The organism is Microbacterium sp. (assembly GCF_047607225.1).
GTDB lineage: Bacteria > Actinomycetota > Actinomycetes > Actinomycetales > Microbacteriaceae > Microbacterium.
Window position 1 is genome coordinate 1 of the sequence record NZ_JASGDO010000042.1, and the last position, 16,151, is coordinate 16,151.

Annotated in this window: 11 protein-coding genes and 1 pseudogene; 8 read left to right on the top strand and 4 right to left on the bottom strand. The window is 70.1% G+C overall.

Annotated elements, in window-relative coordinates:
* Positions 1 to 48: 48 nt before the first annotated feature.
* The 3 genes and pseudogenes from QM591_RS07535 to QM591_RS07545 form a co-directional block, all read left to right on the top strand.
* A pseudogene (locus tag QM591_RS07535) lies at positions 49 to 864 on the top strand (SDR family oxidoreductase); the annotation flags it as partial.
* 227 nt (positions 865 to 1,091) lie between these two features.
* Positions 1,092 to 2,624 (top strand): sugar transferase, encoded by a 1,533-nt coding sequence (locus QM591_RS07540; RefSeq protein ID WP_415131162.1) that lies wholly within the window; start codon positions 1,092 to 1,094, stop codon positions 2,622 to 2,624.
* 80 nt (positions 2,625 to 2,704) lie between these two features.
* Positions 2,705 to 3,832, top strand: coding sequence for a DUF1972 domain-containing protein (locus tag QM591_RS07545; RefSeq protein WP_415131245.1), 1,128 nt, complete (start codon positions 2,705 to 2,707; stop codon positions 3,830 to 3,832).
* A 51-nt stretch (positions 3,833 to 3,883) separates the two neighbouring features.
* Here QM591_RS07545 and QM591_RS07550 read toward each other — a convergent pair whose 3' ends face one another.
* Positions 3,884 to 4,480: a hypothetical protein gene (locus QM591_RS07550; RefSeq protein ID WP_415131164.1), complete on the bottom strand. Its 597-nt coding sequence runs from the start codon at positions 4,478 to 4,480 to the stop codon at positions 3,884 to 3,886.
* A 107-nt stretch (positions 4,481 to 4,587) separates the two neighbouring features.
* Between QM591_RS07550 and QM591_RS07555 the strand changes: the two genes are divergently transcribed.
* On the top strand, positions 4,588 to 5,748 hold the full coding sequence (locus tag QM591_RS07555) for a glycosyltransferase family 4 protein (protein ID WP_415131166.1): 1,161 nt from the start codon (positions 4,588 to 4,590) through the stop codon (positions 5,746 to 5,748).
* Positions 5,749 to 5,848: 100 nt separating this feature from the next.
* Here the strand turns inward: QM591_RS07555 and QM591_RS07560 are convergent, their stop codons facing one another.
* From QM591_RS07560 to QM591_RS07570, 3 genes are all read right to left on the bottom strand, one after another.
* Positions 5,849 to 8,434 carry a right-handed parallel beta-helix repeat-containing protein gene (locus QM591_RS07560; protein ID WP_415131168.1) on the bottom strand — a complete coding sequence of 862 codons (2,586 nt, stop codon included), beginning with the start codon at positions 8,432 to 8,434 and terminating at the stop codon, positions 5,849 to 5,851.
* Positions 8,435 to 8,594: 160 nt separating this feature from the next.
* Entirely contained in the window at positions 8,595 to 9,956 is a 1,362-nt protein-coding gene (locus tag QM591_RS07565; protein ID WP_415131170.1) for a polysaccharide biosynthesis tyrosine autokinase, read from the bottom strand.
* Positions 9,953 to 11,236: a hypothetical protein gene (locus QM591_RS07570; RefSeq protein WP_415131172.1), complete on the bottom strand. Its 1,284-nt coding sequence runs from the start codon at positions 11,234 to 11,236 to the stop codon at positions 9,953 to 9,955. Before QM591_RS07570 ends, QM591_RS07565 begins: the two co-directional genes overlap by 4 nt.
* Positions 11,237 to 11,347: 111 nt before the next feature.
* On the opposite strand from QM591_RS07570, the gene QM591_RS07575 reads away from it, so the two are divergent.
* The 4 genes from QM591_RS07575 to QM591_RS07590 all read left to right on the top strand — a co-directional run bounded on the left by QM591_RS07575 (position 11,348) and on the right by QM591_RS07590 (position 16,129).
* Positions 11,348 to 12,424 (top strand): polysaccharide pyruvyl transferase family protein, encoded by a 1,077-nt coding sequence (locus tag QM591_RS07575; protein ID WP_415131174.1) that lies wholly within the window; start codon positions 11,348 to 11,350, stop codon positions 12,422 to 12,424.
* Positions 12,425 to 12,483: 59 nt separating this feature from the next.
* Positions 12,484 to 13,623 carry a Coenzyme F420 hydrogenase/dehydrogenase, beta subunit C-terminal domain gene (locus QM591_RS07580; RefSeq protein WP_415131176.1) on the top strand — a complete coding sequence of 380 codons (1,140 nt, stop codon included), beginning with the start codon at positions 12,484 to 12,486 and terminating at the stop codon, positions 13,621 to 13,623.
* A complete protein-coding gene (locus QM591_RS07585; protein WP_415131178.1) occupies positions 13,620 to 15,080 on the top strand; it encodes a lipopolysaccharide biosynthesis protein in 1,461 nt (486 codons plus the stop codon). Before QM591_RS07580 ends, QM591_RS07585 begins: the two co-directional genes overlap by 4 nt.
* Positions 15,081 to 15,151: 71 nt before the next feature.
* Positions 15,152 to 16,129 carry an acyltransferase family protein gene (locus QM591_RS07590; RefSeq protein WP_415131180.1) on the top strand — a complete coding sequence of 326 codons (978 nt, stop codon included), beginning with the start codon at positions 15,152 to 15,154 and terminating at the stop codon, positions 16,127 to 16,129.
* The last annotated feature ends 22 nt before the right edge of the window (positions 16,130 to 16,151 follow it).

A 16,151-nucleotide genomic window follows, 5' to 3' on the forward strand; every position in this document is an offset into this window, starting at 1 on the left:
CCGACGGGCTGAAGCGCGTTCTCGACAAGCGGTTCCTGCTGACGATCGGCGCTGCGCACGGCCCTGGCAGGGCGCGGCGAGGTCGAGTTCGCCTCGCGCGCCGACCTCGACCTCGCCGCGTCCGATCTCGCATCGGCTCGGCGGTGGCGCGACTACGCGACCATCATCAACGCCGCGGCCTACACCGCCGTCGACACGGCCGAGACGCCGGAAGGCCGCCGCGACGCGTGGGCGGCGAACGTCACCGGCGTCGCGGCGCTGGCCTCGGTGGCGCGCGAGAACGGCATCACCCTCGTGCACGTCTCGAGCGACTACGTGTTCGACGGCACGGCGGACCGCCCCTACACGGAGGACGACCCGGTCAGTCCGCTCGGCGTGTACGGTCAGACCAAAGCGGCCGGCGATGCGATCGTCGGCACGGTGCCACGGCACTACGTCGTGCGCACGTCGTGGGTGATCGGCGAGGGGCGGAACTTCGTGCGGACGATGGCCGCGCTGTCCGAACGCGGGGTATCCCCGACGGTGGTGTGCGACCAGATCGGACGCCTCACCTTCACCGAGGACATCGCGCGGGGCATCCTCCACCTGCTGGACACGGGCGCGCCGTTCGGCACCTACCACCTGACCGGCGGCGGAGAGGCCGGCTCGTGGGCCGACGTCGCCCGCGCGGTCTACGCCGCCGTCGGAGGCGACCCCGCCCGCGTGACCGACGTGAGCACGGAGGAGTACTTCGCGGCGGCCACCGGCCCCGTCGCCCCCCGTCCGCGCAACAGCGTGCTCGACCTCTCGCGCCTGGAGGCGACCGGCTTCGTCGTCCGCGACGCGGCAGAGAGTCTCCGCCGCTACCTCGACGCGCCGGCCTGACGCGCGGGGTGCGCACGACACCGTGAAATATGCGCGGTGGTGTTTGCGGATCCTCGAACGAGCGCTAGAGTGAGGGTGAACGCGGCGTGACAGCTGGGGTTGTCACGTGGTCCGGGGGGACCACAGCGTTCATCTGGGGGATGATGTAGGCGCCATCGCGTGTCTGCATGTCGCATGTTGCTGGGGGGCACAATGCTGACGCAATTGATTGCTGTGGGGGAAGCGCAGTGAGCGCGGTCGACGAGGTCGTACCGGCACTGCATCTGCCGAGGTTCACGTCTCTGGGCACGGCGCGCACCAGCGCGTCGGTCGCTCCGCGTGCCTCCGCAGCGATCGTGAGCCGCCAACAGTGGGAGCGCCGCTTCCGCACCCGCTTGCGCGTGACCGACAGCACGATCGTGCTGCTGTCGTGCGTGCTCGCATCGGTGCTCTCACTGTTGGCGACCTCTCCGCAGGTCCTCGCGGCCGACCCGTGGCTCCTGCTGCGGGTGCCGTTGAGCACGGCGATCGTCTGGGCGATCGCGCTGGGGCTGCTCAACACCCGCGAGCCGGCGATCATGGGAAGCGGCGCGACAGAGTACACCCGTGTGCTCCATGCGACCGGGCTCGCCTTCGGTGCTCTGGCGATCGTCTACGTGGCCTTCGAGTGGCAGGGCATCCGCACGCAGCTGTTCTTCGCGCTGCCGGCCGGTGCACTCGCGCTGCTGGTCTCGCGGTGGGTCGCGCGCCGCTGGCTCGTCACACAGCGCGCGCTGGGCCGCTACTCGTCGCGCACGGTCGTGGTGGGAACCCGCGACGATGTGGAGTACGCCATTCGTACTCTCGGCGACGAGGGTCGGCTCGGCTACAACGTGGTGGGCACCGTGGTGCTCGACGACCAGATCGGAAGCCTCTCCGTGGGGACGGAGAGCTATCCGGTGGTCTCGGGCGACGACGCGGCACCCCGCGCTGCGACCGAGCTGAACGCCGACACGATCATGGTGGCCGGACAGCCCGCGGGCGACCCGACGTACATCAAGCGTCTCGCGTGGGAGCTCGAAGGCTCGGCGGCGGAGCTCGTGCTCTCGAGCCGGATCGCCGACGTCGCCGGGCCCCGCATGTCGCTGCGCCCGGTGGAGGGGATGCCCCTCATCCACGTGCGGATCCCGACGTTCGAGGGTGGCGCGTACCTGATCAAGCGCGGTCTGGACGTCGTCGCGTCGGCAGCTTTCCTGCTGCTCTTCTCGCCGTTCATGGCCCTGATCGCACTCGCCATCAAGATCGACGACCCGGGCCCGGTGTTCTTCCACCAGGAGCGCGTCGGCCGCGACGGTCGCACGTTCAAGATGGTCAAGTTCCGCTCGATGCGCATCAACGCCGAAGCAGAGCTCGCCAAGCTCCTCGAGGCGAACGAGGGCGCCGGCCCGCTGTTCAAGATGAAGGACGACCCGCGCGTCACGCGCATCGGTCGCATCCTCCGCAAGTACTCGCTCGACGAGGTTCCGCAGTTCCTCAATGTGCTTCGCGGCGACATGAGCGTCGTCGGCCCGCGCCCGCCGCTTCCGGCGGAGGTCACGGCGTACAACGGCACCGTCTTCCGGCGCCTCTACATCAAGCCGGGCATCACGGGACCGTGGCAGGTGGGCGGCCGCAGCGACCTCTCCTGGGAGGAGAGCGTCCGGCTCGACCTGCGCTACGTGGAGAACTGGTCGGTGCTCAGCGATATCGTGCTGATGTGGCGAACGGCGAAAGTGATGATCAAGCCCGAGGGGGCGTACTGAACCCCTCGCCGGCGAGCCCGGCGCCGGTGACGTCCGACAACGACGCAGCCGCGCGACCGGTGCGCTCGCTCTCGATCGCGATGATCGGCACGCGCGGGGTTCCGGCGGCCTACGGGGGCTTCGAGACGGCCGTCGAGGAAGTCGGGCGCCGTCTGGCCGAACGCGGGCACCGCGTTACGGTCTATACGCGCGGATCCGACCACAAGGAGCGCGAGTTCCTCGGCATGCGCGTCGTGCACCTGGCCGCGCTTCCGGTCAAGCAGCTGGAGACCCTCAGCCACACGGGCCTCTCGGTGGGACACGCGCTGCTGCGCCGTCGTCCCGACGCCGCATTCGTCTTCAACGCCGCCAACTCGCCCTTCCTGCCGTTCCTGCGCGCACGGCGCATTCCGATCGCGCTGCACATGGACGGACTGGAGTGGAAGCGCTCGAAGTGGGGTCGGCGCGGCAAGGCCTACTACCGCTGGGCGGAAGAGTTCGGTGTGCGGTGGGCCGACGCGCTGATCGCCGACGCCCCCGGAATCTCCGACTACTACGACGCGGAGTTCTCGGTTCCCACCGAGCTCATCCGCTACGGCGCTCCGATCCTCACCTCCGCCCCAGAAGGGGGCGTGCGCGAGCGCGGCCTGGAGCCCGACGGCTACCACCTGGTCGTCGCGCGCTTCGAGCCCGAGAACCACGTGCTCGAGATCGTCGAGGGCTATCGGGCGAGCGGGGCGACCATGCCTCTCGTCGTCGTCGGATCCGCTCCGTACAGCGCCGAGTATACGCAGCGGATCGCCGCCGCTGCCGAGGGGGACGACCGCATTCGGCTCCTCGGCGGCGTCTACGATCAGGACCTGCTCGATGCCCTCTACTTCCATGCGCACACCTACGTGCACGGGCACTCGGTCGGGGGCACCAACCCGTCCTTGCTCCGGGCGATGGGGGCCGGAACCGCGGTGATCGCCTACGACGTCGGCTTCAACCGCGAGACCCTCGACGGCAACGCCTGGTTCTTCGACGATGCCCAGGGCGCTCGGGATCGTTTCGACGAGGTGAAGAACGACCCCGCCGCGGTGACGACGCGCGGACGCGAGATGCGCGCGCGTGCGGAGGAGTCGTTCCGCTGGGAGACCGTGGCCGATGAGTACGAGGCTCTGGCCCACCGCCTGTCGTCGGGAGCGTCCGTCCACCGCACCGCGCGACGAGCACGCCGTCGATCGTGAGCCCCGCGTTCCGCGGTCGGCGCGAGACCCCGGAGCGTCCCCGTCGCGGCGTCACGCCTCGGCGAGTGCGCGGGCGAGCTGCGTGTGGAAGGTGCGGATGTACGCGCGCGCGGCCGACAGGGTGCCGGCGTGCTTCGGTGCGCGCGATCCATGGTCGTCGGGAATGTCGAGCGGGTGGGGCCGGCCGAACGACCACCCTGCGCGCACCGTCGGCAACAGTCCATAGGCACGTCGCTTGTTGAGCTCGACCGCCACCTCGTCGAGGCTCGCTGCACCGGTGACGTCGGCGGACAGCACGTTCGCCTCGCGCAGGGTGAACGTCCGCTCCCGCGCCGTCGGCACCAGCCGCGCGACGACGGCGCGCTCGGCCAACGACGCCGTGATGACGAGGTCGGCGTCCTCGATCAGATCGGCGTCGATCTGTCGGGAGCGATGGGCGGCCACGTCGTCGTGCGCCACGCCGTCGCGCGCGAGGATCTCGTCGACGACGGAGCACACCGGGAGGCTGCCGGCGACGTGGGCACCGGCGCTCTGCAGCCTCCACTCGCCTGACCCGCCGTCGGCGGCCACGAGACCGGAGAACTCGAACTGCATGAGCGGCGACCGACAGACATTCGCGGCGCAGACGAACAAGAGGCGTTTCTCCACGTGGTTTCCCCCGATTTCCGCGTGCAGAGCTGTGAGGACGAGCGTGGCTCCCACCTTACTCGGCGCAGGAGCGGCGCGACGGACACACCGGAAGAGAGAATGGACCGATGGTGGCACGATCTGAGACACCCGCACGCGAGACCTATCTGCTGATCCATCCCGGAGCGGAGCTCTTCGGCTCCGACCGGATGCTGCTGGAGAGCGCGCGAGGGATCGTCGACTCCGGCGCGCGCGCCGTGGTCGCCCTGCCCGAGCACGGACCACTCGTCGAACACCTCCGCGGTGCCGGTGCGGAGGTGGTGATCCTCCCGATGCTCGTGCTCCGCAAGGCTCTCCTGCGCCCCCGGGGATGGCCGACGCTGATCCGCAACACCCTGCGCGGAGCGGGAGCGGCCTGGCGCCTCATCGGCCGGGTGCGTCCCGCCGCCGTCTACGTCAGCACGATCACGATTCCGCAGTGGCCGCTCATCGCGCGCCTACGGCGTGTGCCCGTCGTCAGCCACGTGCACGAGGCCGAGGCGTCCGGATCGCGGCTCATCAACGCGGCGCTCTACGCTCCGCATCTCGCGGCGACCAGCGTGCTGGTCAACAGCCAGTTCAGCCGCGACACGATCGCCGCCGCGCTCCCCCGCGCCGCCCGTCGCGCAGAGCTCGTCTTCAACGGCGTCGCTGGCCCCAGCGACGCCGCGCTCCCGCGGGAGGACATCGACGAACTCCGTGTGCTGTACATGGGGCGACTGTCGCCGCGGAAGGGCGTCGACGACGTCGTGTCGGCGGTCGCGCTGCTCAGCGAGCGCGGTCAGCCGGCCACCGTCTCCCTGCTCGGCTCGGTGTTCACCGGCTACGAGTGGTACGAGCAGGAGCTCCGCGAGCGGGCCGCTGAGCTCGGCGGCGACACCGTGCGGTTCCTCGGCTTCCGCCCCGACGTGTGGTCGGTGTTGGCCGAGCACGATGTGCTCGTGGTGCCGAGCCGTATCGATGAGCCCTTCGGCAACACGGCCGTCGAAGGCATCCTCGCGCTGAGGCCCGTCGTCGCCAGCGACACCAGCGGCCTGAGAGAAGCAGCCGGCGGGTACCCGACGACCGCGCTGGTCGCGCCCCACGCGCCGACCGCCATCGCCGACGCCCTGGAGGACATCGTCCGCACCTGGGCCGACCTGCGGGAACGCCTCCAGGCAAGCAGGGCACAGGCGGAGGCACGGCACGCCCCGGAGCTCTACCGCCGCGCGGTCAGCGACGCGGTGCGGTCGGCGGGATCCGCTCGCTGACGACACCGCGCACGCCCCGCGGGGGCAACCAGGGTCGTCGCGCTCGGTCGCTGACGGCGCAGACCGGGAGAGCGCGGCGCGCTCCCCCGGTCACGCGCGATCAGCGGCTCTGCGCTCCGATGACCTTGGCTCCCGCGGTCAGCGCGCTCTTCGCGGCGACGGCGGCGGGCACCGGCGACGCGTTCGAGCTCTGGGCCGAGCGCATCGTCGACAGCAGCTTCAGCTCGGAGGACAGCACCGCGGCGCCGTCGACCGCACGGGAGGTCTTGTCCCGACCGGTCGCCGAGACATAGGCCGAGAAGGACGCATGGCGCTGGTTGCCGTTGCCCGCCTGCGCCCACTGCGCGAAGTTGCTCGTGTCGGAGGCGCGGGAGCGGTGGTACACGTTGCCGCCGCTCTCGGTGACCATCTTGGCTCCCGTGAACTCCCTCGACCAGTCGTTGACGCACACGACGCAGTCTCCCTGAGCCTCGGAGATGACGTTGTTGCTGACGACGACGTTGCGCACCGTCCACGGCACGGTCGGGTCGGGGTTGGGGCGGCGCGGATCGTGCCCGGGCAGGCTGGTGTTCGATGCGCGACGCTCGTCCTGCGTGATGTAGACGCTCCCGCTGGCGTTGTCGGACAGCGTGTTGTTCCACACCGCCGCGTTGCCGGAGTTGGCGATCAGGATGCCGGCCTTGCCTGAACCTGCGACGAGGTTGTTCGCGATCACGGCCTTGTCGGACAGCTCCACGACCAGGCCGTATCCGGTGTTCCCGGAGACGTCGTTGTCGGTGAACGTCAGGTCGTAGACGGACTCGTCGAACCAGGGCCCCTGGCCCTTGTTGTCGATGAACGAGCTGTCGGTCACCTGGATACCACGGGCTCGCGTGACCTTGAGCGCTCCCGAGACCGGCGCCCGGTTGAAGCCCTGCGAGTTGTTGTTGACGGACAGCATGCCCTTCACCGTGAGACCGTCGGACTGCGAGGCCCCGGCACCCAGGAGGCCGTTGTTCGCGACAGTCACCCGCGTGAGGGTGACGTTCGAGGCCCACGTGTAGAAGCCGGTGGTCGCGTTGTCGCGAATCGTCACGTCGGTCAGGGTGATGCGGGGCTGGTCGGCGGTGACGGTTCCCATCTCGGGCACACTCGTGGCGTACCGACGGATTCCGATGCCGCGGATCTCGGCGTCGGTCGCGCGAATGGTGAGCGCCTTGGACAGGGTGCTCGCTTCGACCTTCTTGCCGCTGGGGTTGGATCCGATGACGAGGGCCTTGCCGGAGCGGTCGACGTAGAAGGTTCCGGCGGTGACCGCGGAGCGCGAGCCCACCTGGGTCAGCGGCTTGCCGTCGATCCAGATCTGGTCGGGGTGCGCGGCCATCGGCTTCTTGGGGTCGAGCCACTGCCAGCCGGGCTGCGTGCCGTCGGGCTTGCCCTTGGCGTAGGTCGGGCTGGAGTCGAAGAACGTGGTCCAGCCGCTCTTGACCCAGACCGAACCGGACTGCTGCCAGCCGCTGACGACCTCGGCACCGTCGAGCCAGACCTCCTCGTTCGGGTAGGGCTGGATCGTGATGCCGGTGCGGGGGATCACGAACACCGACTGGTGGTAGCTGCCCTTGCGCAGCACCACCGTGCCGTGGTTCTTGGCCAGCTCGACGGCGCGCTCGATGGTCTTGACCGGCTGGCTCTTCGTGCCGGGGGCCGAGTCCTTGCCGCTCGGTGCGACGAAGATCGCCCCGGCGGGGACGGGGTAGGCGAGCGTGCCGGGGGCCGCAGCGCCGACATCGCCGCGCTTGCCCGGATAGTCCACGCGCACGGCGCCCTGCCCGGTGGGCGACGGCTCCGCGGTCGCGGTCGGCGTGGGAGTCGGCTTCGGAGTCGCGGTGGCCGTGGGCTTCGGGGTGGGCTTCGGAGTCGCGGTGGCGGTGGGCTTCGGGGTCGGAACGGGCGAGGGAGCCGGGGCCGCGCTGGTGCGGCGGCTGCTGAGGTTGTCGAACGACACCGGCATGACGGCACCGGCACCCGAGGCGTAGACGAACGCTCCCACAGACCCCGCGGTGCGCACGCGCGACGCCGAGGTGTCTGCGGTGCGCAGCATCCACGTGGCCGGCTGGGTCGCGCTGGCGCGCCACGCGCTGGCCGACACGGTCACGGTGCGGCCGGCGCCGCTGACGGCGGCGCGGATCCGGACCGACTCACCCGCCTTCACCCGGAAGGGGAGCGCCGTGCGTGCGAGCGTCGTGAACGACATGCCCGCCGACCGGGCGATCTCCAGATCGGCCCGGCCGTTGGAGCGCACGATCACTCGCGCGGCGTACCCCGACGTGGAGGTGGCGCGGACCAGATGCGACGCGTAGACGGTCGACCCCGACTTCGGCAGACGCGGCAGCCGTACGTCGATCCTGCTGACGACGTTCGCAGCGGTGGCCACCGAGGGGAGCAAGGCCCGCGCGGAGCGACCGGCCCCGGCGACGGTGAGCGTCGCCGTGCCGCGAGAGACGGCACCGGCGCGCGTCGGCACCACGGCGTAGCGCCCGCCGTCGAGGGAGGCACCCCATCCCGAGGCGACGGTGCGGCTCATGGAGTCGCGGGCGAGCGCGTCGTCGGCGGCCACGGAAGGCGTGGTCGTCAACAACGGCGCCACGAGCGCCGCGAGGGCGATGGCGATGAGGGTGAAGCGACGAGGGGCAGGCGACGACGACATATGAGGGTCTCCAGGCAACCGCGGGTCGGGCTGGGGGGAACGCATAGCGGGTGCGAGAAAGCTACCACCGCCGTCAACCGAAACGCGCGGGTGTGAGAGCACTCTCATGCGAGCGCATGGAGCTGCGCCGTCGCGAGGCCGGCTCCGATCCGCCCTCGGGTCAGTTATCGGAGAGGTAGTAATACCGATCGCGTCGCGCCTCGGCGACGTTGTTCAGGACGAAGCCGGCCAGGTTCGCACGCACGCCGGTGAGTGCCGCGATACAGCGTTCCACCTGGGTTTTTGCGGTCTTCCGCGTGTTGATGATCGCGATCGTGGCGTCGACGTACTGCGAGATGACGGTGGCGTCGGAGACCGACAGCACGGGAGCCGTGTCGATGACGACGAGGTCGTAGGAGGGGCGCAACGCATCCACGAGGAGACGCATCCGATTCGACGCGAGCAGCTCAGCAGGGTTGGGGGCTTGCTCCCCCGCCGTGAGCACCGCGAGGCCCCCGGCACTCTCGATGATCGCGTCCTCGGCTTCGACGGCCTCGACGAGCACCGACGTGAGTCCCACCGCGTTCTCGAGCCCGAGTGTGGTCGCCACAGTGGGGCGACGCAGGTCCGCATCGATGAGGAGCACCCGTTGGCCGGACTCGACGTAGGCGAGCGCCAGGTTGACCGCGGTAGTCGTCTTACCCTCTCCGGCGACGGACGACGTGACGGCGATCGCGCCGATGCGGTGCTCGACGGCGGAGAACTTCAACGCTGACCGGACCTGCCGATAGGCCTCCGCTCCGTGGCCGTTGGGCTTGGTCAGGACGACGGGACCGCTGGGCTTGCCCTTCTGCCGCGGCACCGCGCCCAGGACCGGCAGGTCGGTGACCTCGGCGAGCGCATTGCGCGAGCGCACGCGGGTGTCCAGCAGCGCCCACGCGCTCAGGGCGAGGGCGGCAAGCAGCGCCCCGATCAGCACGCCGATGACCGCGTTCTGCGACTTGTTCGGCGAGGACTGGACGGTCGCGGGCACGGCGGGATCGATCACGCGGGCGACGACGGTCGACTCACCCTTGTCGTCCTTCGGCGCGATCGTGTACACGGCCTGCGTGAGGTTGTCGGCGATGGAGTTTCCCACCTCGGCGGCGAACTCGGGGTTGGCGGACGCGGTGGTGATCTCCAGAACGACAGTGTTCTGCGGGATCTCGACCTTCGTCATGCGGCGGAGATCCGTGAGGGTCAAGCCGGGGCGGGTGGCCGCCAGGTCGTCGCGCACCTCGTCGAGCACGGCGGCCGACGTGGCCAGCTGCGCGAAGGAGAGCATCTGGTTCTGCGTGTAGGCCGACCCCTGGTTGATGTCGGAGCCGCTGGAGGCGGTGCGCATCGAGAAGTAGATCGATGCGGTCGAGTGGAAGACCGGGGTCAGCGTGGAGCTGTAGCCGAACGCGGCGAGACCGCCCACGAGCCCCGCGACGACGATCACCCACCACAGTTGCAGGAACACGGACGGCAGCCGTGCCGCCGCCGATTGTGTGGTGCTCATGTTGCCCCCTTGAGCAGTGTGTGTCGCGCGTCATCCAGGACGGGGGCCTCCCCATGGGCACCGTCCCGACGCCAGGCCAGACTATAAGAGGAGACCGCGATTCCCGCGACGAACCAGAGGAACGGGGCGTACTGCGTGATCAGCGCGACCGTCGCCAGCGCCGGGATCTGGCTGACGATCGCAACGGCGGCGGGGCTTCCGCGACCGGTCACGACGACCCACACGCACACCGCGAGCATCAGCATGAGGATCGCGAGGGGCACGATGCCGTGCCGCAGACCCGTGAGGATGAGGGCACTGTCGATCGACTGGAATCCGCCGAAGTAGTCGACGCCCGTGGCGTCCACGCGCCGCGCGTCGGAGACGCCGATCGCATTCATGTCGCCGATGAGCGGCAGCAGGTCGGCGCGGTACTCCGCGCTCCCGGCCGCCTCGTCGCCGGCGTCGTCGAACACGGTGGAGATGAAGGGCACCGCTGCGACGAGGGCCACCAGCGACAGCCCGACGGCCGCGACCCGCTGTCCGATGCGGATGTAGCGGCCGAGGAACACCACCGAAAGCGCGATCACCAGCAGGAGCCCGACGAGCCCGATGCGGCTGAGGGTCATCACGATCGCCGTCGTGACGATCGCCAGGGCGCCAGCCTTCCACCACCATCGCCAGGTCGTGACCAAGACGAACGCGCTCGAGATGGCCAGGCTGGAGCCAAGGGAGATGGAGTGCCCGAACGCGCCTTCCGCCCGCAACAGGCCGCCGCGGTACTGGAGGTTGGTCCACATCGCGCCCTGGACGCCCGGGATCAGGACGAAGATGTTGACCCCGGTGGTGAACTCGACGATCGCCAGTGCGGCCGCCACGACGGCGATCACCGAGATGCACGAGACCACGAAGTCGGAGCCGACGGCGGCGATCGCGATCCTTCCCCAGATGTAGGGGAGGAGCCACGAGAACACCGTGTACTGCACATGCCCCCAGACGCCGCCGAACAGCAGCCCGACGACGATCGCCCCGAACGCGGCGAAGGCGAGGGTGTCCACGACCGACCAGCGCAGCCGCACCGACGGCCAGCACCCGACGATCGCGACGATCGTCACGACATCGAGCACGGTGAGGGCGATGCCCTGCAACGAGACGTTGACGTAGACCGGCGCGAAGAACAGCGCTATCGTCCACAGCACGACGGCCCATCGGGCGTCGCGGCGGAACAGCAGCCAGAGGGCCAGCAGGACGTTCAGTCCGATGAGGAGCAGCGCCAGCAGGCGAAGCGGATCGCCCACCATCGCCCCCCTTCCCCGGCATGAGGATCGCTCTAGGCATCGTAGCGATGCGGCGCAGGGAATTGAACCGTAGAATAGGACCTCACCATGCACCGAGCCAGGGGGAGGCCATCAGTGCGGGCAGTTGTTCTATGGGCGAGTGAAGCGTCGACGAATCTGGGGGTACGGGCGCTGGCGCGGGGCTCTCGCGACCTGTTGCGCCGTGTCTGGCCCGATGTCGAGGTCGAGTTCGTCGACTTCGGGCACCGGCCCGACCAGCTCCGTTTCGGCCGCAAGCGCTCGCTGATCCGCGAACGCGTGCTGCGCGAGCACGGCATGATGGCGTGGCTGCGTTCCTTCGACCTCGTGTGGGACACCAGGTCGGGCGACAGCTTCGCCGACATCTATGGCCTCGACCGGCACCTGAAGATGTCGATGCTGTACGAGTTCGCCCAGCAGGCCGGTGTGCCCACGGTGCTGGCACCTCAGACGATCGGCCCCTTCGGAAGCCGCACCGGACGCCTCGCCGCGCGTCGGAACATGCGCCGTTCGTCGCTCGTCTATGCGCGTGACCCCGCGAGCGTGGCCGCCGCCCGTGAGCTCGGCCGCCCGGTCGATCGCCTCGCGAGCGATCTGGTCTTCGGCATCGACCAGCCGACGCCCCGCACGGGGCACGACGTCCTGCTGAACGTGTCCGGACTGCTGTGGAAGCCCAACAGTCACGTCGACAGCGAGCGGTACCAGCGGTTCGTCCGGGCGACGATCGCCGGCCTCCTCGACGCCGGACGCGGCGTGACGCTCCTCCCCCACGTCCTCGATTCGGCCGACCACGACAACGACGTGCCGGTGTCGCGAATGCTGGCGGACGAGTATGGCGGACGCATCGACCTCCACGTTCCGACCGACCTCGACGACGTCCGCGAGACGATCGCCGGCTCGGCCCTGGTGATCGGGTCCCGCATGCACGCGTGCCTCAACGCGGTGTCGACGGGAACGCCCGCCATCGCGATCTCGTACTCGCGCAAGTTCAAGCCCCTCTTCGACGAGATCGGGTGGCCGCACGTCCACGCGCTCGGCGAACCGGATGCCCTCTCCGCCCAAGTGGTGGCGACCGCGACCGGTCCCTCGATCACGGCGGACGCCGAGGCCGCCCGGGATCGCGGCCGCGAGGCGATCACGGCGATCGAGGCCGATCTGCGAGCCCTGCTGTGAGCGCGCTGCGCGACCGGGTTCGCTCCGTCGTCGCGGCGGATGCCTGTTCCGGCTGCGGCATGTGCACACTGCTGGACCGCGGACTGGAGATGTCGGATGCGACGGGATATCTCCGCCCGGTCGAAGCAGGCGCTTCCGCCGAGCTCGACGGCGCCGCGGCGATCTTCGACCGCGCCTGCCCGGGCCGGCGGATGGACGCGCAGCGCCCGGATGGGGCGCAACGCCACCCCCTGTTGGGCTCGTACTTGGGCATGTGGGTCGCGTGGGCGACAGACGAGGAGGCGCGTTTCCGCGGCTCCAGCGGCGGCACGCTGACGGCGCTCCATCAGTGGCTGGTCAGTCGCGACGTCGACGCTCGCATCGTCTCGGCGGCGGCCTCCCAGGCGGCGCCGTCGCGCACGGTGCCGGTGACGATCACGACCAAGGCACAGGCCCTCGCCTCGGCGGGCTCGCGGTACGCGCCGGTCGCCGTGGCGGGCGACCCCGCCATCCTGCAGGCACCCACCGCCGTCACCGGCAAGCCGTGCGAAGTGAGCGCCCTGCGCGCGGCCCGGCTCACCGACGACGCTCCCCTTCTGCTCTCCTTCTTCTGCGCGGGCACGCCGAACCAGTCCGCGACCGAGAAGCTCGTCCGCGACCTCGGCGGGCCCGAGATCGACGCCGTCACCTCGCTGCGCTATCGCGGTGACGGGTGGCCCGGGCGCTTCGTCGCCGCTTTCGACGGCGGAGAGGTGAGCACGGACTACGAGAACTCCTGGGGCTCCACCCTCGGTCCCGCGACGCAGTGGCGGTGCAAGATCTGCCCCGACGGCATCGGCGAATCCGCCGACGTCGTCGCGGCCGACTCGTGGGACACCGACGAACGCGGCTACCCCGTCTTCGACGAGGGAGCCGGACAGAGCGCCCTCATCGCCCGTACGCCCCGGGGACTGGCCGCGGTCCTCGCGGCCGAAGAGGCCGGGTTCCTGCAGCTGAAGCCTCTCGACCCGGGTGCTCTCGTGTCGGCTCAGCCACTGCAGGCGAGCCGGCGCACGTTCCTGTTCGCGCGGCTGCTGGGTTCCCGCCTCGCCGGGCGCCCAGCGCCCCGCTACCGCGGTTACGGACTGCTGCGGCTGTCGCTCTCGGCTCCCCGCACGGCGATCCGCACCGCACGCGGCACCTTCCGCCGCGTGCGGACCGCGCTCAAGGCCCGGCAATGAGCGGTACTCTCGCGCAGTCCGCTGCGCGGGGCATGTTCTTCACGCTGGGCGCGCAGGGCGTCAAGATCGTCCTGCAGCTCGCCTCCGTCGCGATCCTGTCACGCCTGCTCACGCCGAACGACTACGGCCTGCTCGCGATCGTGCTGGTCATCGTGGGCGCCGGCGAGATCTTCCGCGACTTCGGCCTGACCGCCGCCTCGATCCAAGCGCCGACCCTCAGTCGCGGACAGCGCGACAACCTCTTCTGGCTCAACGCGGCCATCGGGGCCAGCCTGTGCGTCATCGTCTTCTTCGTGTCGTGGCCGGCGACGTGGATCACCGGCCTGCCGCAGATCCAGGCGATGGTGCAGTGCCTGTCGCTGCTGTTCGTCCTCAACGGCCTGGCCACGCAGCACCGCGCGAGCCTGCTCCGAGCCCTGCGGTTCAAGGCGATCGCGGTCGTCGACATCGCCGCTGCGGTGATCGGCCTGGGGCTCGCGGTCCCCGCCGCCCTGGGCGGCCTCGGCTACTGGGCGCTGGTGCTCCAGCAGCTCATCGTCGCCGCCGTGGGAATGGCCGGGGCCATGTCGCTCGCCCGCTGGTGGCCGCGACTGCCCGACCGCACCGAGAGCATCCGCGGCTTCATCGGGTTCGGATGGAACCTCGTGGCCACCAACCTCCTCATGTATGCGGGCTCGCAGCTGGACACGGTCCTGGTCGGCGCCCGCTTCGGTACGGGCGCGCTGGGCCTCTACAACCGTGCGTTCCAGCTCGTCATGACGCCCCTGAACCAAGTACGGGCGCCCATCAACAGCGTCGCCCAGCCGGTGTTCGCGCGGGTGCAGGGGGATCAGTCGCGCTTCGAGCGCTACGTCGTGGCCGGACAGCTCGCGCTCGGCTACGGCATCGGCATCGTCCTGGCCGTCCTGGCCGCGCTCTCGACGCCCGTCGTCGCGGTCATGCTCGGGCCCCGCTGGCTCGACGCGGCGCCCATCCTCTGCCTCTTCGCGATCGCCGCGATGCTCTCGAACATCTCGATGATCGGCTACTGGGTGTACGTGTCGCGCGGCCTCACCGCGCAGCTCTTCCGCTACACGATGGTGAGTCTGGCGATCAAGGTGGTCTGCCTCGTGACCGGTTCGTTCTTCGGCGTCGTGGGGGTGGCGGCAGGGTTCGCGATCGCCCCCGCGTTGTCGTGGCCCATCTCCCTCTGGTGGCTGTCGCGGCTGACCCCCATGCCGGTGCGGGAGCTCTACGCGGGCGCCGCGCGGATCCTCGCCGTGTGCCTGGCCGCCGCCTTCGCCGCCGCGGGCGCGGGGGTCTTCGCGGCGGGTGGTCTCGTGCCCGTCGCCCAGCTCGGCATCGGAGGAGTGGCGGGCCTGTTGGCCGCGGCGTTCTTCCTCGTGTTCCCGCTGTTCCGGAACGACGCCGCGACCCTCGTCTGGTTCGCGCGACTGATGCTGAAGCGCAAGAAATGAGGGGCAAGGGGGACGCCATGGCACCGGCTGGACGATCGACGGCTGTTCCGGCGGGAGGGCGGATCCATTGGATGGACTCCGTCCGCGGGACGGCGATCCTGCTCCTTCTGCTGTGGCACGCCAGCGCCGTGCCCGAGATGTACGGCGCTGAGATGCCCGAAGCCATCCGCGCCGTCAACGCCTTCTTCCTGCCGTTCCGCATGCCCACGCTCATGCTCCTGTCGGGAATGCTCCTCGCCAAGTCGCTGAGCAAACCGCTGCCGACCTACTATGCGGGCAAGTTCGCGATGATCCTGTGGCCCTACGTCGTGTGGGTGCTGATCGCGAAGGCGACGTTCCTCGACATCGAGGGCATGCCCTGGTGGCACTGGCGCGCGTGGTACGCCACGTCGTACCTGTGGTTCCTGTTCTTCATCGGCGTGTACTACCTCGTCGCTCCGGCTTTCCGGCGGCTGCCGGGATGGGTGCCGGTGGCGGCCGCCGCCATCCTCGGCCTCGTGCTGCCCTACGGCACGACGGAGCAGCGGATGGCTTACTTCGCGGTGTTCTTCTTCACCGGCGCCTGGCTCGCCCGGCATCGCGGGGTCCTCGACACGCTGACGCAGTGGCGCGTGGCCGGCCCGCTGGCCGTGGCGGCCGCCGGATTCGGCGTCGCCGCGGCGCTATGGACCGATCCGCTGCAGTACGCCGTGTGGGGGGCGCCGTTCAGCCTGGCGGGGAGCCTGTTCCTCGCCGCCCTGTATGGCTCCCTCGAACGAGGACGACGACGGCTAGGAGCGCTGCGCTTCGCCGGGCGCTCCTCGCTCGTGTACTACGTGAGTCACTTCCCGGTCATGGCGGTGATCTCCGAGGCCCTGCTGGGCGTGCTTCCTCCCCTGCTCATTGCCGCGATCAACCTCGTTGCGGCCCTCGCGGTGGGAACCCTCCTCGCCTTCGCAAAGGAACGGATGCCGGTGTGCTGGCTGTTCCGCGCTCCGCGTCCCCTCACCCGCGGCGTGGATCGCGCGATCGGGTGGGTGGCTCCGCGCCGCCGGACGGCGACGCGCTAGGGCACGTTTCCGGCGCTGAGGC